This is a genomic window from Nitrospira sp. (assembly GCA_024760545.1).
Classification (GTDB): Bacteria; Nitrospirota; Nitrospiria; order Nitrospirales; family Nitrospiraceae; genus Nitrospira_D.
Genome location: CP060501.1, coordinates 1,083,029 through 1,101,944, shown reverse-complemented (window position 1 = coordinate 1,101,944; position 18,916 = coordinate 1,083,029). Strand labels below are relative to the sequence as shown.

At 54.3% G+C, this 18,916-nt stretch carries 15 protein-coding genes; 8 read left to right on the top strand and 7 right to left on the bottom strand.

What is annotated here, in order from left to right; translation table 11 throughout:
• Positions 1-29: 29 nt before the first annotated feature.
• Both H8K03_05275 and H8K03_05270 read right to left on the bottom strand, forming a co-directional pair.
• On the bottom strand, positions 30-536 hold the full coding sequence (locus H8K03_05275; GenBank protein UVT21328.1) for a response regulator: 507 nt from the start codon (positions 534-536) through the stop codon (positions 30-32).
• Positions 537-671: 135 nt separating this feature from the next.
• Positions 672-2,117, bottom strand: a complete 1,446-nt coding sequence (locus H8K03_05270; protein ID UVT21327.1) for an NFACT family protein — start codon at positions 2,115-2,117, stop codon at positions 672-674.
• Positions 2,118-2,231: 114 nt separating this feature from the next.
• Between H8K03_05270 and H8K03_05265 the strand changes: the two genes are divergently transcribed.
• Positions 2,232-3,950 carry a hypothetical protein gene (locus tag H8K03_05265; GenBank protein ID UVT21326.1) on the top strand — a complete coding sequence of 573 codons (1,719 nt, stop codon included), beginning with the start codon at positions 2,232-2,234 and terminating at the stop codon, positions 3,948-3,950.
• Positions 3,951-3,998: 48 nt separating this feature from the next.
• On the opposite strand, the gene H8K03_05260 is transcribed toward H8K03_05265, so the two are convergent.
• Together H8K03_05260 and H8K03_05255 are read right to left on the bottom strand one after the other, a co-directional pair.
• On the bottom strand, positions 3,999-5,057 hold the full coding sequence (locus H8K03_05260; GenBank protein ID UVT21325.1) for a hypothetical protein: 1,059 nt from the start codon (positions 5,055-5,057) through the stop codon (positions 3,999-4,001).
• Between the two features lie 23 nt (positions 5,058-5,080).
• Entirely contained in the window at positions 5,081-6,895 is a 1,815-nt protein-coding gene (locus H8K03_05255) for an APC family permease (protein ID UVT21324.1), read from the bottom strand.
• Positions 6,896-7,466: 571 nt separating this feature from the next.
• On the opposite strand from H8K03_05255, the gene H8K03_05250 reads away from it, so the two are divergent.
• From H8K03_05250 to H8K03_05240, 3 genes are all read left to right on the top strand, one after another.
• Positions 7,467-7,787 carry a hypothetical protein gene (locus H8K03_05250; protein UVT21323.1) on the top strand — a complete coding sequence of 107 codons (321 nt, stop codon included), beginning with the start codon at positions 7,467-7,469 and terminating at the stop codon, positions 7,785-7,787.
• A 312-nt stretch (positions 7,788-8,099) separates the two neighbouring features.
• The gene (locus tag H8K03_05245) at positions 8,100-8,720 is read left to right on the top strand and encodes a phosphate-starvation-inducible PsiE family protein (GenBank protein UVT21322.1); all 621 of its coding nucleotides are present in this window, start codon (positions 8,100-8,102) and stop codon (positions 8,718-8,720) included.
• A gap of 66 nt (positions 8,721-8,786) precedes the next feature.
• The gene (locus H8K03_05240) at positions 8,787-8,954 is read left to right on the top strand and encodes a hypothetical protein (protein ID UVT21321.1); all 168 of its coding nucleotides are present in this window, start codon (positions 8,787-8,789) and stop codon (positions 8,952-8,954) included.
• A 265-nt stretch (positions 8,955-9,219) separates the two neighbouring features.
• Here the strand turns inward: H8K03_05240 and H8K03_05235 are convergent, their stop codons facing one another.
• Complete coding sequence (locus H8K03_05235; GenBank protein ID UVT21320.1) at positions 9,220-9,750, bottom strand: superinfection immunity protein; 531 nt, start codon at positions 9,748-9,750, stop codon at positions 9,220-9,222.
• Between the two features lie 201 nt (positions 9,751-9,951).
• Entirely contained in the window at positions 9,952-10,299 is a 348-nt protein-coding gene (locus tag H8K03_05230; GenBank protein ID UVT21319.1) for a hypothetical protein, read from the bottom strand.
• Positions 10,300-11,791: 1,492 nt separating this feature from the next.
• On the opposite strand from H8K03_05230, the gene H8K03_05225 reads away from it, so the two are divergent.
• The 3 genes from H8K03_05225 (at position 11,792) to H8K03_05215 (ending at position 14,206) form a co-directional block, all read left to right on the top strand.
• The gene (locus H8K03_05225) at positions 11,792-12,904 is read left to right on the top strand and encodes an AI-2E family transporter (GenBank protein UVT21318.1); all 1,113 of its coding nucleotides are present in this window, start codon (positions 11,792-11,794) and stop codon (positions 12,902-12,904) included.
• 183 nt (positions 12,905-13,087) lie between these two features.
• The gene (locus tag H8K03_05220) at positions 13,088-13,684 is read left to right on the top strand and encodes a response regulator (protein UVT21317.1); all 597 of its coding nucleotides are present in this window, start codon (positions 13,088-13,090) and stop codon (positions 13,682-13,684) included.
• A 210-nt stretch (positions 13,685-13,894) separates the two neighbouring features.
• The gene (locus tag H8K03_05215; GenBank protein UVT21316.1) at positions 13,895-14,206 is read left to right on the top strand and encodes a hypothetical protein; all 312 of its coding nucleotides are present in this window, start codon (positions 13,895-13,897) and stop codon (positions 14,204-14,206) included.
• A 1,160-nt stretch (positions 14,207-15,366) separates the two neighbouring features.
• Here the strand turns inward: H8K03_05215 and H8K03_05210 are convergent.
• Entirely contained in the window at positions 15,367-15,852 is a 486-nt protein-coding gene (locus tag H8K03_05210) for a hemerythrin domain-containing protein (protein ID UVT21315.1), read from the bottom strand.
• 810 nt (positions 15,853-16,662) lie between these two features.
• Between H8K03_05210 and H8K03_05205 the strand changes: the two genes are divergently transcribed.
• A complete protein-coding gene (locus tag H8K03_05205; protein UVT21314.1) occupies positions 16,663-18,867 on the top strand; it encodes a catalase in 2,205 nt (734 codons plus the stop codon).
• The last annotated feature ends 49 nt before the right edge of the window (positions 18,868-18,916 follow it).

Genomic DNA, 18,916 nt, shown 5'->3' with positions numbered 1-18,916 from the left:
GACATAGAAGGCCACAACCTTTTTCCGGTTTAGCCGAACCAGTCGACGTCGTTCGCCGCTTTGCCCTGCTCCGCGAGATTGGGTGCTGATGCCGGTTGTGCGAGTACCTCCCGCACCAAGGTCACCAACTCATCTTTTCCGAACGGTTTGGCGAGAAACGGTAACGCTCCTCGTGTAATCCCATGACTGGCCAGCTCTTTATCAGGGTTTCCTGACATCAGGATGATGCGGAGGCCGTTCCGGATCGTCGCGGCGCGAATGGCCAGCTGATGGCCGTTGACGTGTGGAAATTGGTTGGACGCAGAGGAAAGCTGAAAGTCCGGAGGGGGTAAGACAAGGTCCGTCAGCAAGAGATCAATCGGCCCCTCATGCTGCGTGCAAATCTTTAGGGCTTCGGAACTGCCTTCCGCTTCGATCACGTGAAACCCCGCTCCTTCAAGCAAAGCCTTGCAGAGTTTGACGATCGACAATTCGTCGTCGACGACCAAGATGGTCGATGAAGCTTCTGATGGCCTGTCGGCCCGCTGACCCTCCATGTGTGGGTCCTCCTGCTCGCATCATAGTTCAGAACGCTCTAAGGGGCGAGAGAAACTTGTATTTGTGCACGTAATCCAACCTAAGGTTAGGATGGAGGTCCTGCTGAGGCTCGCATCAGTGCGAGAAAGGCGTGATTACTCTTGAAGTCCTCGGCTCTTGAGCGCCGCAAGCCGCACCGGATCAAGACTGATGTGGAGTGATCGCTCTTGGGTGACGTTCACGGCGCCGGCTGCCTGGCCCTTTGCTTTCCTGACCCATTTGCGGCGTGTATAGATGACATCGCCCTTGCCGCTCTTCTTCAAATCGCTATAGAGGAGGGCCAAGGTTGCCGCGTCGCGAAGGGTTTCGGGTGGGGGCTCAGTGCCTTTGGCGAGTCTCACGACGACATGAGAGCCGGGTGTGCCGCGGGCATGTAACCAGAGATCCTCACTCTTGGCCAGGCCGAACGTCAATTCATCATTCTCCCGGGCGTTGCGTCCGACGAAGATCGGGAGTCCGTCCGTCGACGTAAACCGCCGAAAGGGGCCTCGCCGGTCATTGGCTGAGCGACATCTATCAGAAGTCGGGTAAGCAATGGTGCCGGAGGCAGGGCGGGTAGGAACTCTGGGGGCAGGCGTCCAAGTTCCTAGCTCGGTCTCTTTGAGCTCGTCACGAAGTGTATGTACCTGCTGCTCCGCCCGTTCGATGCGCGGTTTGAGCTCGCGCTCGGCAGCGAGATATTTGCGATGCTTCCGAAAGTATTCATCCATGTTGCGCTGGGCCGATTTCGTAGGATCAAGCGGAATGGATATATCGGGTAACTTGTCATCGAAGTAGTCTGTCACCTCAATATGATCAGTCCCTTTCTTGATTGAGCTGAGGTTGGCTTTGATCAATTCTCCATACCGGGCATAGTCTCGATAGGTATTCGCTTTTGACAGATCACCCCGCCAGGCCTCAATCAATCGCAGCTCTTTCTTGAGTGTTTTCTTGAGGAATCGCACGCGTACATCCTTGGCCTGAGCAATCTCTCGTGCGGCATCCTGGCGCTGGTAGTAGGCATCGATTTCCTTTGAAATCGGGAACAGGGAGCCGGCAGCTCCGGTGAATCTGGCAGGTGCGTGTTCCCGTCCGGTCGTGTGTGCTGCCGGCAACGCATAGGGTTGTCCGACAAGAGCTTGCTGGTGGAGCAGGTCCCTCAGCACTCGTCGTTCGGCATCGAGGACCAGTACGTTGGCCCTTTTCCCGGTTAATTCACACACGATCGTCCCGGCCCCTCCCTTGCCTGTGATCTGGAGTTCAACGATACGATCATTCGAAATCTGACGAAGATCGTCGACCCTCGCTCCTTGGAAGTGAGCTCTAAGAAATTGACAGAATGGCGGAGGTGTCGAGGGATTGGGTAGTGAGCGGTCGGTGAGATGAAGACGAGCAGCTTCCGGTTCGGATGAGATAAGCAGCCGATGTGTCTGTCCGGGTACTCGAATGTCGAGCACCAACGTACAAGTTGTCGGCTGATGAATTTTCTGAATCCATCCTCCGAGTAACGACCTAGAAAGCTCCTGTACTATCTGTGACAGGTCGGAAGAGTTGAGGGTCATGAGTCAATGCCAACGCCGTTCTGTAGGTTGCGGCCTACTCGCATGGTGTCTCATACGAGCAGCCCGGGCACAAGTGTAATTGGTACGGGTAAGTGTTGTAGCGGACACTGTACGATGTGGAGTGAGAAGCCGCAAGAGCGGGACCAACTGTTTGTCATCGGCATTGCGTCCATTCAGAGCGGGTCGTATCGATGCAGAGCTCGAAGTTGCGCCCGACTTCTTATTACGCTAGAGTCTGGGGAGCATTACTTGCGTAGTCGTCCCGGTATGCTCCTTCTTGATCCGCAGCCGCTCGCGCAATTAAGAGATGAGTTTCGTCTGTCGATGCGGCGGTTGCTCATCGAGCTGTGCCAAGAACTGCATGCCGACTATTCCGATCTGGCGAGAGAGTTCTGGCTTCCCACCGGGTTCTTCGACGTCCTTCATTCAAGCCTCAAGTTAGAGACCTATTCCAGCTGGAAAGTTGTCGGGTGGATCGAAACACTCAATGATCTGGTCTATCTCCTCGATGTGCTCGGGCAATTGAAGATGGAGCAGGATCGACCCGATTTTGCGGCGCAGTTATATGACGAATGTCAGGAGAAGTTTTTTGAACATGGCTATCTTGACGATCTCTTCCCGACCGGGCGACCTCATGTCGGTGGACTTGAAAAGCGGTTGTTCGCTCTGTGTCGTCGGTTGGCCCAGGAATTGACCCAGGAGTCCTTGTGGTTTGACCCGGCGTCGTTGCTCAAATGGTGTGGCCAGAAGAGGATGGGACCATGGGATGTGTCGGGATCGCTGACCGATCATTTTGAGCGTGGCGAAGTCGCGGGAACGCTCGCTGGTGACCTCGATGGAGCATGGTGTTCAGCGCCGTCCCAGGTTCAACGCGCATTGCGGCAGTCGCCGGGACGCGTCACGTTTCGAGTGGAGCCGACCGGCATCACTGTGAAGGTCGGAAAGACCGTATCCTCAATCTGGTCGAGATGGGGAGAAAAGGGGCGATGGGAGTGGACCTACCATTCACCTGTGGTTGCCATCCAAAACGAGAACAACCCAATCACCGTCGGCCCATCCCTTGTCTACGGAAAGGATCGCCAGCCGAAGACAATGAAGCTCACGGCACGGCGACAGGTGGAGCGCATCGCCGGCGCCTGGCGGACCATCCAGTGCGCTTGGCCGGAAGGCCATGAAGTGTTGGCACTATTGACCTCGCGGATTGTTCCACTCCGGGCAAAGGGCGTGGTCAGTTTCAGCTATCGGCATCGGCCTGGGCTGTCCTTCATCAACTGTTTCGACCGCGGCAATCTGGATTTGATCGACGATCTCGTTCATGAGAATAGCCATCACCATTTGAATCTCCTGCTGCGCAAGCATGTCATGTTTTTGGGCGACCATAATCAGCAGATCTTCTATTCGCCTTGGCGGCGGAGCCTTCGCCCGCTACGCGGTATTCTTCATGCCACGTTCACGTTTACCATGGGTGCGCTCTTGTTCGAGCGGCTCGTGTCCTGGTCCGCAGGGCGAGACGGGGCAAAAAGATGGAAGAGCGCGGGGCTCACCCGGCGAGACCTGCAACGAGCGCGATTTCGTTGCTTGGAGGAGGTCGAGTCCGTCCGCTACTCGCTACAAGACCTGCACTATGCCGATCATCATCTCGGGTGGCTCACCGGTTCAGGTCAGCGCTTAGTCGGACAGCTGGAGGAAGCCATCAATCACGTCGAGCGAGAGAGCAAGCGATTCAAGCGCGATGTGGATCGTTCCAAGTTCGGCCCGACACTACGGAAACATATCAAAGAGCTCCAGCAAGCCCGCCAAACCTACGGACCGGTGAAGCTCAGCAAGGCGTAGGCGGCATGGTGGTGGTTCATCGGGGCCGCCTAGAGACTGAAGCTATTACTACGGTTCCACCGTCACATCCACAAAGGCCGGCAAGCTATCCGCTCCCTTTTTATCCGTCACCCGTAGTTTGAAGCGGTAGGTACGTGGTTCTGAAACCAACGGTGCTAGGAAGGAGGCCTCTGAGTTGTTGGCATCAAGGAGGGAGACTTTGCTGCCGCGTACTTGGCTCCAACTATAGTACAAGGCCTCGCCCTCCGGGTCGCGGCTTTTGAGGCCGCTCAGTTTCACTCTGGAGCCGGCCTTGACCGACTTGTTCGTCCCAGCGTCGGCGATCGGCGGGTCGTTTGGTTCATCGTTCACATTCACGTCCACGTCAAGAGAGCCTTGTTTGCCTCGATTGGTGACGGTGATGGTGGTCTTTCCATTGCCGACAATCTGAAGCAGGCCGGCCTTCACAATCTTAATGACTTTGTCATTGGATGATGTGTAGCTGGTGCCGCTGGCCGGTGTGCTGATACCCCGGGTGACGCCGTCGGCGAAATCGCCGACAACCGGGAGTTCAAAAACCTTGCCCAGCGAATCGACGTGGCCGAACGCGGAGGATTGTCCTGCCCGTCCCAGTTGCAAAGGTTTATCCGTCTCAAAATCAATGGCAGTGAGGGCGGCAGTCGGTTCCACATTTACGATCACCTCGTCGAAAATCGATCGCGTGCCCAACCGCCCGCGGGAGATTTCGGCCACGGCCAATAATCGCATCGGTCCGATGCCGTCGTGAGGCACTTTCAGCGGACCGCCAAAGGCGGGGTCCTGTTCAGGCAGTCCAATCATGGCCACGGGCGCCACGATCGAACCGGTGGCCGTCGAATCATCCTGTTCGACCAGTGTGTCGTCCTGCTCGCCGTACCAATAATAGCGGACCTTGACGAGACCCATGTCTTTTCCCAAATCCACACGGGCCGTAACAGTGCTTCCTGACGTGACCGTGGACCCTTCCTTCGGCCACGCGATATTGAAGGCGAACGACTGTCCAGTCAGGAAACAAAAGTAAAGCGTGAAGATGAATAGTTTGACGAGAAGGGGAGAGAAGAGGTTGCTCTCAACCTGATGGCAGTTCACGTTAAGCTTTCTATGACCCACACTCACCTTGTCAGGTGGTACGGGACATCGGTGAGAATGACGCGGTCTTTGAAGAGCAGTGCGGCTTTGAGCATCAGCGCCCGCTGATTGTGCAGGATATTCTGCCACCACCTGGCAGGAAGAATCTCCGGGATCACGACGGTCACCCAGGTGTTCGGGTCTTTCTCCAGTACTTCCTCGATGTAATCGAGCAGCGATCCCAGGATTGAGCGGTAAGGGGAAGACAGAGCGATCAAATTGACCCCACCACCCCATTGGGCCCACTGAATCTTGACCTTGGCGCTTTCTTCCTGGTCAAGGTCCACATAGACGGCACGAACCTCACCAGGTCGACTTCTGGCATAGTCCAATGCTCGGACGACGGCGCGATTCAAGCCGCTGATCGGGATGATCACGATATTGCGACGGGGCAATGGAGGCCGTTCCCCTCGACGGTCCAGTGCGATCTGCTCCGTGACGGCCTTGTAGTGCGAGCGAATCCCTTGAAACATCAGAAGAAGGACGGCGATGAGCAGGAACACGATCCAGGCGCCCTGCGTGAACTTGGTGCTGGCGATGATGATGGTCGCGATACCGGTAGTCAGGGCGCCGGCCCCATTGACGATCAGTTTGGTCTGCCAGTGCGGGCCTTTCTTGACGAGCCACCGTTTCACCATGCCGGCTTGGGAGAGGGTGAACGACATGAACACGCCGATGGCATACAATGGAATCAGCGCGTGAGTATCCCCTTCAAATACGACAAGCAAGAGGCAGGCGAAGACTCCGAGAATGATGATACCGTTTGAGAAGACCAGGCGATCACCGAACGTGGCCATCTGATGGGGCATGAATCCGTCCCGCGCCAGGATCGACGCCAGGTTCGGGAAGCCTGCGAAGGCGCTGTTCGCCGCCAGCACCAACAATGCCATAGTGCCGATCTGAACCGCATAATAGATGAGCCCAGTGCCGAACGTGACGCGAGCCAATTGCGAGACTACCGTTTCATCCACCTTGGCCAGGATGCCGTAGTGATAGGCCATCCAGCTGATCCCCATGAACAGCGATGCCAGGATCGTGGACATCCAGACCATGGTGATTGCGGCATTTTGGGATTCCGGGGCTCGAAAGGCTCTTACCCCGTTTGAAATGACTTCCATGCCAGTGACCGTCGAACAGCCTACAGCAAAGGCTCGAAGCACTAAGAATAGGGTAAGAGTTTCTGTTTCCATAGGGTGTGTCGGAGGGGGAGGGGATCCGGAGTAGGAGAGGGACCGAACTGTACCCACGATGACAAGGAGGCCCAGCGCTCCAATGGCAAAATAGGTTGGGACGGCGAAGAACTTTCCTGATTCGCGAACCCCGCGCAGATTCATCACGATCATGAAGAGAATGGCGACAAGGCCCAAGGCTTCGCGATGGATGAACAGACTCGGGATGGCCGACGTGAGTGCCGCGATGCCTGCCGCCACGCTGACGGCCACAGTCAAGACATAATCGATCATCAGGGCCGCCGCAGCCACCAGGGCCGGTATATCGCCCAGGTTGGATCGGGCAACCACGTATGCACCGCCCCCCTGCGGATATTCATAAATGATCTGGCGATAGGAGATGGTCAAGACCAAGATCAAGAAAAGAATGGCCAGACTGACCGGGATCGACCAGGCGACTGCGGCAGTTCCGGCGAGCATGAGCACGAGCAGGATTTCTTCGGTCCCATAAGCGACGGAGGAAATGGCATTCGATGAGAAGATGGCAAGGGCGATCGTTTTCGATAGCCGTTCGTGCCTTGCTTGAGCAGTCTTGAGCGGATCTCCGACGAGCCAGCGTTTCAGGATCATGGAGGGATTATCGCATAAACTTCCCAAATGGGAGAATGTTAAGATGGCCTCGGCCGTAGGGCGAAAGACTCAGGTTGGTGACAATTTTAGTGATTGTTGCCATGTTCAGCGATTGTGAGACCGTCTCATGTTAAGAGAATTCCGGTACGACGAGAATCGAAAGGGCAAAGCTCCGGCGGATAGTGAACTCCTCCGCGTTCTGCGCACGAACAAATGAAACACGCTGCATAGGGCCGGCCGCCTCTCTGATCGATTGATTATCTTCCCCCAGACAAATAAATATACCACCATAGAATCAAGGCGTTATATGGCCCGCTCTTCTTTAACGCATTGACAGCAAATGGCGGGGGTCTGTAGGGTGATACCATGACGTCCAGAACGACGTCGACTGTCCCATCTCTCGCGCATTCCCTCCCACTCCCGCGCGTCTGATTCCTCAGTCTTTGCCTCCGTTTCTTCGAAGCACGACCGTCATCGAGTCCAGCATTGCATGGCCAACCGCGCATGTCAGAGGGTTGGTGTCTTCTGCACCTGGGGTGCATGGGGCGCCGACAATGAGAGAGGAGGAATCATGATGAGAACGACCACGACAAAAGGTGCGGTTATTTGGATGGTGGTGCTGCTCGCAGCATTATCCATACCGTCAACATCATCTGTGCAAGCCGAAGATTCGCACATGAAAGGATCCATGGTTGTCCCTCCAACACAAGCGCGTGCCGTTCCGATAGGAGAACGTGCTGTTGTGGCCTCCGGAGCAGCGGAGGATACGCTCAAGGCGTGTCAGGCCAGAATCCCGGAGTCGGCCAGTGCCGGGCAACGCGTGTTGGCTGAGCAAAGTTGTGCCGGTGCAGAGCAAACGAGGAACGAGATCCGATTGGCACCGAAATTGTGAATGGATATTCTAACTTGCACCTGATGGAGGAGGGGATGGGTGAACAGAGGCACACGAGCACATCCGAAGGGATCTCAAACCGGAGGTGATGAACATGTATCAGATTTATAGCCTCGTTGCGATTGTCGTGTTGTTGTGGGGCATCACGATTTGGGCCTCGATCCCAGAGGAAGAGGCAAATAGACGCTCTTGATCGGTCAATCAGACTCGTGGCCAAAGTCGGGCGCATGTAGTTGGCAGAGAGCGGTGTTCGTCTATGGTGAGCAGTAGTTCTTTTGCGAGAACAGGACACCGAACAGCACAGAAGGGGAAATGATGGACGGTACGATCGCAACGAGCAGCCGAAGCCCGACAACTCGATGGTCCTTCTTGGACGGGGTCCTCGGCGATAAGGCGGTCAAAGTGATGGAGACCCTGGACGGGCTCGGCTACGTCACGACAGGAGTGAGTTTCCTGGCCGTCAGCGTCGTGCTGTTTGTCCGTGCCTGGTATGCCTTCATGAGTGGAGTGGGATCCGACGCGGTGCTCGCGGTCCTCGGCCTGGTGCATGATCTCTTATTGGTCATCATCTTGTTGGAGCTGTTCAGGACCACCATCAATTTCGTAAAGACCAGAGTGATTACCCTGGAACCGTTTCTGTATATCTGCGTGATCGCGTCAACGCGGCGCATTCTGACCACCGGAGCTCAAATTTCGTATATGAATGAACTCACCGATGTGGTGTTCAACCGCTATCTCATGGATCTTGGGGCGAATGTGCTCGTCGTCGTGGTCTTGATTGTCGCCATCTATGTCTCGCGGCGGGCATCCCTCCCGGCCATGACGGAACGGACTGAAGTGACTCAGGGACCTGATCGCAAGGGCGAGAGCGCAGCGTCGTCTCGGCGGGAGATCGACGGACCGCTCGTCAAGTTCAAGAAAGAATACACATGAGACTGAGCGAGAGATGGCCATAGCCGTCTCCTGGATTCACGGCTTTAGTTGAGAGAGGAGGTTAAGATGAGAGTCAAGAGCGCGCTCGTTCAGCAGGCGTTGGCGGGGGGCACGGTTATTTTAGTACTCGGTGCGCTCTCGATGATCTGGCCCGTGATCATTACCCTCTTTGTTGGTATTCTCCTGCTGCTCCAATCTTGCAGTGCCGAACAGGAGATTGGGGCGATGTTGTAGACCGAGGTCGGTAATTGGCCGATTGTCGTCGGTTCTATCTAGCCACACGGTTTTCCTGCGATGTTATCACCACGGCGGATCGTGGCTGGTGATACACCGAAGATGGAGCGACGACCTCCATCAATATGCGGGTCGATTACGATGGTGAGGCTAAAACGCAATGGGCCCACCGTGGCGGGGTCGATGCGCCCACTGGCGACAGGCCTGCGATTCCAGGCCCGATCTTCTTTCAGTGATCCTTCGGCTTGTTGCGCAGGAGGGCGAGCTAAGTGGTGGCGGGGCAGGGATGAGGAACTATTGAATCGATGATCTGTTGCGCCTGGTTCAGCCCCGCTGCTTCGGCTTCGTGGCGAGACGCGAATGGGCCGTTAGGGCAGGCGGTGTTTTCGACCCACGGTGTTTGGCGGAATTTCTCACTGACCAAATAGCTACACGTCCATTGGTCATCTTCGCGTTTGTTCGCATACAATTGGATTGTGCGGTCCTTATACTGATGCCGATGCACGGGATACTCCAGCATGGCGCGACCCTTTGCGTGCACTGCCAGATATGACTTCAGATTCTGGAGTGTAGACAACCGCGACGGAGCAGCTGAATTCCGTTCCAATCCTTTCACCTGTCGCATCAACGACCACACCAGGGCGCCTATCCATCCGATCACTGTCCAGCCCAAAACTAGATTGAGGGCGAAGATCGGAAAACGCTTGTCGTGGTTGCGCGCCACGGCGACAAAGCTCGGGATGAAGTAGACCAGCATCCCTGGACCGTGCAAACCATAATTTCCGAGTTCCAGCATGGGTTGTTATTTCTCTTTTCCCAGTGTTTCTTCAGCCTGATTGTGCAACTTTCTCGGGCTGTGCATTGGTCAATGCCAGGCGCTTCTCCCCAAGATCGCTCGATACCCTTGCGTTGCGCGATACGGCCCCCAGTTCGAGAGTGAGGAGTCTGGTTGACATTCTCCAGGCTCGTGCTCCCGATTTCTCGGCGGCCGTTACTTTTATGGCGTTGGCTTCAGGGGACCTATCCATTCACCGTTAGGAATCGGCCATCGCTCAATGTTTCCTGCAGTGAACATCGAGAATCCTTTATCATCATAATTGTTGATGAGCACAATTGATGGTTGTTCTTTGTCGGAACGACGATGCCAATACCAGCCTTTCTTCACCGGCCTCTCTGTCGTCCAGGTCGATGCCTCTGCCAGTGGCCCAGATGCTTGTTCTTTCATCACTTGGCAATAGATCGCTTCTGCATCTTCATGAGAAACCCAAAAGACTCTCATCATCATTTCCAAACACTTAGCCTTCAACTTTTTGTAATTGATACCCGCCAGTTTGTCCTCAATCATCGCGGCTGCTCCAAGGGGCATTCCATTCAACGTCCACGAGCATCACATGCCCCACCTTCTCATCACTTATTTGAGTAACCTTGTCTCGATAGATACGTCGGCATCTACAAAAGAGCATTCACACCGATTATTTCTCTTTCTCCAAATCTTCACCAAGTAAAGTGCATTGCCTTCGACCAATCCCAAAAACCGAGACAGCTTAACCTTTTCCGAGTCCAGTTCATGAATATACCCGTCAAAGACCTCAACACTCCGTGATGTATTATAGCGAATCTGAACGGGGCCTCGTACTAGGAAAGACCATAGGCGAGATCACGAGCAGTCAACATCAATTGATGGGGCGATACTCCAATACGCATGGGGAAGTAGTTCGGTATCAGGGCGTTCACTCCTATGCCCACGGTGTTCCCAGCTCCCGATTCAGTGGTCTCATGGGTGAATGATTCGACACTAAACGGAGATTCTATGTAAACAACGGTACCATTTATGTTGGTAGTTGGATTGCTGAGCTCCGGAGGCGGCGGGCCTCGGTGGAGCCAAGCCAGGCCACGTCCGGTCCATTTCGTACTCGTTCCCTCCTGAGCAATTGTGAACAGACGGCAGCCAGCCCTTCCATTATGCTTCTCCATAAATAGGTCGATGCGTGTGACGCAGACAAGAGGCCTGGTTTCCATTCGATGGGAATCTGCCTAGCACGCCATTGGGTGCGGAGGGAGGATGTATGCTCTGTCAACGCTGTCGAGGACTCCTTGTACAAGACACCTTCGGTGAATTGAACATCAAGACAAACTCTCTAGACCCAGCCACACGCTGTATCAATTGCGGGTGTATTGAGGATGCCGTCGTTCGCGCGAATCACCTCCAGAGTGTGGTGAGAATGCGGGAGATCTCGCACAGAGAGCATGCCTCTCAAGCGTCTGTCTCGATGCGATGAACAGATGGTAATGGTCACCGTGTAGAGGACGGAACAGGTCGATTGATGGACAATGAACATGCCCTTGCGGCAGAGGTGCGCCATGACCAGATACGTATTCCCTACGGTTGCGACGTTGGCCTTGACGTCAGTGATGGTGGGGATCGGCCCTGCGTGCGCAGAACCATTTGAAGATTCGTCCGAATCCACTCAAAACTCGAATCCAGAAGGGAGGTCTAAGTCGAGTCAAGAGGCAGCCCCTTCGGTTATGGACCCCGGGATGCAACATATGCAAAGAGGGCAGCCAGATTCACGGGCTTCTGTAGCGCCACCGAACCGTGATCCCACCATGTCGACGAATCCGGATGCAGCCCCTCCTTCACCAGACTCAGGGAATGCCGCAACCGAGAGGACGGGGGAGAACCAGGAGTAAAAATAGCCGACAAATGGTTCGAACGTCGCCACGAGATTGGCTCCTCAACGAGCAGGATTCGCGATGGTGGTGAACAATAAGAAATCATGCATTAGAGCTAGAACGAGAAAACGTCGTGAGAACGTAGCGAAGAAAAGCGTCGCCAGATGTCTCCGCAAACACTTTCGACGGCCTTCCTGATCTTGTGCTCATTGGTGCTGTACCAGCTCGCCTTGATTTTCGCGCCTTTTTTTACCCCAATTCTGTGGGCGCTCATCCTGGCGCGGCTTTTTTTCCCTCTCTACGAGTACCTGTTACGGTTCCTGCGTGGACAGCGGACGCTCTCTGCTGCGTTGAGTACGATCGTGGTAACACTTATTGCCATCTTGCCGGTGGCGTATCTCGCCTTCTTGGCGGTGACAGAAACTATTCATGCCTATCAAACCGGCATGGCCTGGGTGCAGAGCGGTGGAATCCAGCGCGTTCCTGCTGCGGTCTCGCACGTACCCGTGATCGGCCCTCTTTCGGAAGGGGTGCTAGAACGATTTGTAGAAGCTTATGGGGACCTCCAAGGATCATTGCTCGAAGGAGGAAAGGCGGTCAGTGCAGTCCTCTTCACGGGCGTCAGCGGGCTTGCCAAGAATACGTTTGAACTCATCACAGACTTCTTCATTATGCTATTCACCCTCTTCTTTTTCTTTCGCGACGGCGAGCGTCTCTACACTAGCTTTTATAATGCGATGCCCATCGAGGCGGGTCATAAAACGGTCATTTTTGATCGCCTGATCCAGACCATGCGGGCGGTGGTGCGTGGCACGTTGCTCACAGCTCTGGCACAAGGCGTCGTAGCGGGGCTGACCTATTGGGTGCTTGATGTCCCATTCCCGGTATTTCTCGGTTCGATAAGCGCTCTCTTATCTTTGTTGCCGTTCGGAGGCACGGCATTGGTATGGATTCCCGTGGCCGCGTATCTGTTCTGGACCGCTGCGCTTTGGAAAATGATCGTCATGATCGTCGTGGGTGTGGGGCTCGTTGGGCTCATGGACAATATCCTACAGCCGATTCTCGTCGGCTCAGACGCAGATTTACCCGTTCTCTTTCTCTTCTTTGCCTCCGTCGGTGGCCTGATGTACTTTGGTTTTATCGGACTATTCTTGGGCCCGATTCTCTTGGGGATCGCTATCGCTGCCTTCAAGATCTACTGTGACAACTATCAAACTCCCTCCAGCCAGGTGATGACGGGCGAAGGAGCCGTCCGCATCGATTCCACTCCTAAATAAGGCTAACTAGAGAACGAACCCACATCCATCGGGTTAGCATGGAGAAGGCCCTCGGGAACATACCAGTGGTTACATTGGCGTTTAATGCGAGAATCTTACATCGACAGTTCCAAAACACTCCTTGCACATAGTCAGCGGCCTGCTGAAGTGTCTTGACCGCCGACCTGTGGGAAAGCGGAGATCATGGCCGCATCTATCGCATCAGCCTCAATCTTACTCATAGATCCTGCTCCTGAGCTCCACGAAATCATCCGCCGATACTTTTCGAGCGCTCTGGTGAATGTGTGTTCCTCGTATAAGAAAGCTGTGATGTATATACCGCTGAACCTCTACCAAGTCGTCATCTGTCCTCAGCGCATTGCTTCAGTCGACGGGTATTCTTTACTCAGCCTCAATCGGCTTCACCATCCTTGCTCGCCCTTTATTGTCACGACGGAGCGAGAGGAAGTCGCTGCCGTGCGGCAAGCCATAGAGCAGGGCGCCCTTGGGTTCCTGCACGGAACCACGACGACCCCGAACATCATCTGCATCATTGAAGACCTGTTGTCACTCTACCAATTGCGTTGTTCTCTTGAACGTGGCGCGACGTGGACGACCAAGTATAGCCATCAACTTCGGAGGAACCTCATTCGTAAGTCCAGAATGCTGAGCGATACCAGACAAGACAACCGAGTGATGTGCGAACAAACGCTCACGGCCGTAGAAGGCAGCACGCTGGCATTTCAAGCCCAGGCCAATCATCTCCTAAGCGAGGCACGACAGAGAATGTGGGAATACTGATGCTTTCCCCGCTGGAATTCTTTAGGCGCCGGACATACGTAGCCTTGTGGAGATGCTGCAACCTCTTTCTTTATCGTCACATGATCGACGATGCTTTTCCCTAGGTTCACGCTCCATCAATTGGTTAGCTAATGCTTATCCACGGTATTCTCCCAGCTGCGGATACGATGGCCGCATGCGAGAATGAGTTCAATCTAAACGGAGGACACGATGAAAATAGGAATATTATCGATGTTGGTGGTTGGATTGTTGGGATCCGGAGCTGGCATGACCTACGCTGCTGATCCCATGGCGGAGAAAGAAGCGAGTCCCACGATCAAAGAGCGCTTCTCGAACGATTCGTTCAAGGGAACGTTGTTGAGAATTGAGGGAGAGTATTACTCGATAAAAGATGATGATGGCAAAGAGCATAGGATCCATGTCGATAAGAGCACGAAGTTGGACACGGTGAAACCGGGCGACCTGGTCAAAGCCTATGTCACGGATCAAGGCCATACGACAACCTTGCAACGAGTGAACTGAATCGATGCTCCTAACATAAGCAATGAACTAGGTTCCCTCCCAGTACCCGTTGGGACGTGGTGACGTTAGCATGCGACTCGAATGAACGCAGTGGACATATTGTGAAAGGTAATGGAAACGTTATCGCGCATACATGATATAAAAATTGCGCTGTTTCGCGGAGGGCTCCGTTCTTGAAAAAGGATGGAGCTTTCTGTTTGTGGCGGGGTGAAACTCAATCGCTACAAAGTTCGTGTCACATGGCTGATAGATGCGGGCTGAACATGTTGTCCTTGCCTATGCGGTGGCGTGGGGAGCCGTGTTTGTGACGTTACTAGCTGCTGAAATCACCATGAAATCGAGTAGGAATCTATATACAGAACCCTGCTTGGATAAGGTTAAGGTTATAGACACGCTATTTTGGGTCGGCGGGTCCAGATGATCGGTACCGATCCATTGAAGCAGCGCGAGAGAATTTGAGCTTTAAGGTATGAGTATAAACCTAGACTCTCTCCTCGTTGACGTTCGAACCGCTTTCGAGGACCCCTCTTCTCATGCGTAAAGTCAGATTGCCTCCGTATGTGACGTTCCTTTGCTGGAAATGTTGGATCGTTGAAAATCCAAGCAGGCTGCTTCCGCCCAGAGGGGCCTCGTTCGGTATCTGCCGTGAATGCGGAACTATAAATTGGCTGTATACTTATCAACCGGAGTCTGCAATCCGGCCAAAGACGCAACTCTGAGCGTCTCCGGGGTTTTGCGAGTGATCCATGTCGACAGCGAAGCCGCAGCACGGATGCTGGCCATCACGTGGGCGATGATCGCACTCGCCACTCATTGGCACCGCATGGACACGAGAATCGATGCCCGCATTTATTCCCTTCGGAGGTCTCATTCGGGACGTGCAGTTGAACGATGATCCATCGCGGAAGGGCTCTACGGTGGAGGATGTGGTCGGATGAGAGCGAGGCTTCTATGACCGTCCCAACGAGTGGCCGGGTCATGTGCGGATGGACAGGGTGCTGTGTCCGTTCCGCTGAGAGAGTCGGGTGATTGTTCCATACAGCACGCTCTGGCCTGATCGGTTTGAGACGGTCGTCTTCACTCGCTATGTACTCTTGTAATGGGAGAGTAGGCAGGGCCGCTTCTCTCTCATGGTGTGGAGAAAAGCGGCCCTAGAGTTGCTAGGCTTTGGCAACGGGCTTCTTGCCCCTAGTAAACTTATTCACCAAGGTCTCTTTGCGCTTCATCACCGCCGTCTCCAGTGCTGCCCAGTCGAGTTTGCTTTCTTGTGCCATTGGGAACATTTCCCCTTCTTCTTCCTCAATATGATGCTTCAGCAACTCCCCCAGGACGGTGAATTTGGCCTGAAAGGCGTCATCCTTTGGTGCGAGCTTCTTCAGTTCCTTGATGAGCACGTGAACGAGATGATGCTCTTCGACGGCCTCGTTCATCTGTTCGTCTTCGTCAATGGCCTCACGAATGGCAGGATAGATGAGCGTCTCCTCCAAATCTGCATGGACCTCCAGCTCCATAATTGCGGTAGCGGCAATGTCTGCCTGCGCTTTCCCCTCTGCTGATTCGAACTCCTCGAAGAGCCTTTTTACCTTCTCATGATCCTCTTTCAACATGTCGATCACTCCGGGTGCGACTGCGGCTTTGCCTGACATAGTTACCTCCAGATGTTAATTTGTTGTGTGAATGTTCGCCTATCCTATAGGACTTGCCATGAGGTCGTACTAGGAAGACCTATAGTAGGGAGAAGATAAATGATCCGGAAATCAACACCACGACGGGAAAAACGATCTCAGCAGATTGTGGAGGGTGGCCGCGGATTGACGTGTCTATGCGCTCAACAGTAGGACAACGGAATGCAACGGGACGATGCAGGTTTTGATGTATGCGGGGCAGGTAGATGGGATTGGATCAATCCGCGCCAATGAGTTGTGTAAGGGCCAGCTATCACTCGCCGTAGGACACAAGAAAAAACCTATGGAACCGTCCCGGGCTGCACGTCCGAGACAGTTCACAGGCTACGAGGAAGGGCCGTATGGTTAGCCACCCTCCCTACGACTTTTGATCCTTTTTGTAGACGACGACTGCCGCCACTACCACTCCAAGAATCGCCGCACCGAATAACAATCAATTTGCATCTATCATGTTCCTTCCGTGCATCGGCTAAACTCACAAATTTTCTATTTACAGCGCTGGGTTATACCACAATATGAAATTCTTCTTTTCTGTATGCCCGATTGCCGCATGGCGCGGTGAGCCCGTGCCTTAAACAGGCGTATCTAACCGTCAATCGTCCTGTGCTTGAAAATTATCCCTACGCTAGGGAACGGCCTAGCGGCAGCAGCTCTATCCGAATAGTACATTCATATGTTCAGTAGGAGGATCCTATTTGATAGACCGTCTGCGTTCAGCGGCAAGGGTAAGCAGTCTGTGAGTGACATGATCGGTATGAAGGAGATGGAAGAATGAAACGGAACAAGAAGGATAGGGATACTCCAAAGACAAGCGACCTGGCTCCATTTCAGGAGACCAACGACGAACAGATCCTCACAACCAACCAGGGCCTTCGGATCAACGATGATCAGAATTCTCTTAAAGCTGGCCCACGCGGGCCCTCGCTACTCGAAGATTTTCATGTACGCGAGAAGATCACCCATTTTGACCATGAACGCATTCCTGAACGCGTGGTACATGCGCGCGGTGCGGCCGCGCACGGCGTTTTTCAGGTCTATGAGTCGATGGCTTCCGTGACCAAAGCGGGATTCCTGCACAATCCTTCGGAGCGGACGGCAGTCTTCGTGCGCTTTTCAACCGTGGTGGGATCGCGCGGCTCCTCGGACCTGGCGCGGGACGCACGTGGGTTTGCCGTCAAATTTTACACGCATGATGGAAACTTTGACCTCGTCGGAAACAATATTCCAGTGTTTTTTATTCAGGACGCGGTGAAATTTCCCGACTTGGTCCATGCGATCAAACCGGAACCGCATCAAGAAATTCCGCAAGCCTCGAGTGCACACGATACCTTCTGGGATTTTATCTCCTTAATGCCGGAATCAATGCATATGATTATGTGGGTCATGTCCGACCGAGCGATTCCACGAAGCCTCCGGATGATGGAAGGGTTCGGCGTGCATACGTTCCGGTTCGTCAACGAGAAGGGCACGTCGCGCTTCGTCAAGTTTCATTGGAAACCTCTCCTGGGCGTGCACTCCGTCGCCTGGGATGAGGCCCAAAAGATTTCGGGGGTGGACCCCGACTTTCATCGTCGCGACCTGTGGGACGCGATAGAGCGGGGCGACTTTCCTGAATGGGAACTCGGTGTCCAACTGGTTGAGGAAAAGGACGAGCACCGCTTCGATTTCGATCTGCTGGACGCGACCAAACTTATTCCTGAAGAACTCGTTCCGGTGAGACGCATTGGAAAGTTGACGTTGAACAAGAACCCGGAAAACTTCTTTGCCGAAACGGAGCAGGTGGCGTTTCATCCAGGCCACCTGGTATCCGGAATCGAGTTTTCTAATGACCCGCTTCTCCAGGGCCGCCTCTTCTCGTACACAGACACGCAACTCATCCGGCTCGGTGGCCCGAATTTTCATGAGATCCCGATCAACCGTTCAGTGGCCCCTGTCCACAACAATCAGCGAGACGGGCATATGCGGCAAACCATCAATCAGGGCAGGGTCAGCTATCATCCCAATTCGTTGAGCGGCGGCTGTCCAATGCAGGCCAAGGCCGATGTAGGCGGGTTTGTCAGTTATGCAGAGCGGGTGGAAGGGGCGAAGGTGCGCGCCCGGAGCGAGAAGTTTTTCGACCATTTCAGCCAGGCGTCTCTCTTCTGGAACAGTCAGAGCCATGCCGAGAAGGCGCACATCGTGCAAGCCTTGCGCTTCGAGTTGGGCAAGGTGGCGGTGCCGGCGATTCGCGAGCGCATGGTCTTCTTGCTCGCACAAGTGGACAAGACGCTCGCGGGTATGGTGGCGCAGGGCCTGGGTATGGCTGTTCCTATGAAAGTCGAGGGTCCCCTCAACCAGAGCGTCCCTGCAGACGGTCAGCCGAAGCAGTTTCAGCCGGAACCGCCTGTGCGTACCATTGATCGTTCCCCTGCGTTGAGCATGGCGAATACAGTGAAAAAAGGCATCGCGACACGGAAGGTCGCCATTCTCGCCGCGGATGGCGTCGACGAGACCGCTCTCACCGGGATGAAGAAGGCTCTGACGGCGGCCGGGGCTCAAGCCAAAGTGGTAGCGCCGAGACTTGGACTCCTGAAGGGAGCGAAGGGGGCGCAGATCGTCATCGATTTTAGTTTTTTGACCGCTGGGTCTGTCCTCTTTGATGCCGTGTATGTGCCTGGTGGCGAACAGAGTGTGGAAATTCTTAAGGGTGATGCGAAAGCAATCGTCTTCGTCAAAGAAGCGTATCTCCACTGTAAACCAATTGCTGCGACCGATGCCGGTCTCGAACTATTGCTGGCGGCTCAGCCGGGTGGAGACAAGAAGGCCATAAGTCACGCCGAAGGCGTCGTGCACGATGAAACCAAACTGCTCGCGGGAGATGAAGGCATCGTCACGGGGCGAGGAACACAGATTGTTCAAGTTGCAGGCAAGTTCATCAAGGCGTTGGCTCAACATCGGCACTGGGACAGGGAGAGCAAAGGACAAATGTCGGCATAATGCGTTGTGCCGACGGCACAGGACAACAAAGTTTTATAAGGGGAACATT

What these genes read in the sequence shown, in the direction of transcription:
- H8K03_05270 (UVT21327.1), bottom strand. Translation starts at nt 2,117, where the DNA reads ATGACCCTCAACTCTTCCGACCTGTCACAGATAGTACAGGAGCTTTCT.
- H8K03_05215 (UVT21316.1), top strand. Translation starts at nt 13,895, where the DNA reads ATGAAAATAGGAATATTATCGATGTTGGTGGTTGGATTGTTGGGATCC.
- H8K03_05245 (UVT21322.1), top strand. Translation starts at nt 8,100, where the DNA reads ATGATGGACGGTACGATCGCAACGAGCAGCCGAAGCCCGACAACTCGA.
- H8K03_05255 (UVT21324.1), bottom strand. Translation starts at nt 6,895, where the DNA reads ATGATCCTGAAACGCTGGCTCGTCGGAGATCCGCTCAAGACTGCTCAA.
- H8K03_05210 (UVT21315.1), bottom strand. Translation starts at nt 15,852, where the DNA reads ATGTCAGGCAAAGCCGCAGTCGCACCCGGAGTGATCGACATGTTGAAA.
- H8K03_05250 (UVT21323.1), top strand. Translation starts at nt 7,467, where the DNA reads ATGATGAGAACGACCACGACAAAAGGTGCGGTTATTTGGATGGTGGTG.
- H8K03_05230 (UVT21319.1), bottom strand. Translation starts at nt 10,299, where the DNA reads ATGATTGAGGACAAACTGGCGGGTATCAATTACAAAAAGTTGAAGGCT.
- H8K03_05220 (UVT21317.1), top strand. Translation starts at nt 13,088, where the DNA reads ATGGCCGCATCTATCGCATCAGCCTCAATCTTACTCATAGATCCTGCT.
- H8K03_05225 (UVT21318.1), top strand. Translation starts at nt 11,792, where the DNA reads ATGTCTCCGCAAACACTTTCGACGGCCTTCCTGATCTTGTGCTCATTG.
- H8K03_05235 (UVT21320.1), bottom strand. Translation starts at nt 9,750, where the DNA reads ATGCTGGAACTCGGAAATTATGGTTTGCACGGTCCAGGGATGCTGGTC.
- H8K03_05240 (UVT21321.1), top strand. Translation starts at nt 8,787, where the DNA reads ATGAGAGTCAAGAGCGCGCTCGTTCAGCAGGCGTTGGCGGGGGGCACG.
- H8K03_05265 (UVT21326.1), top strand. Translation starts at nt 2,232, where the DNA reads ATGTGGAGTGAGAAGCCGCAAGAGCGGGACCAACTGTTTGTCATCGGC.
- H8K03_05275 (UVT21328.1), bottom strand. Translation starts at nt 536, where the DNA reads ATGGAGGGTCAGCGGGCCGACAGGCCATCAGAAGCTTCATCGACCATC.
- H8K03_05205 (UVT21314.1), top strand. Translation starts at nt 16,663, where the DNA reads ATGAAACGGAACAAGAAGGATAGGGATACTCCAAAGACAAGCGACCTG.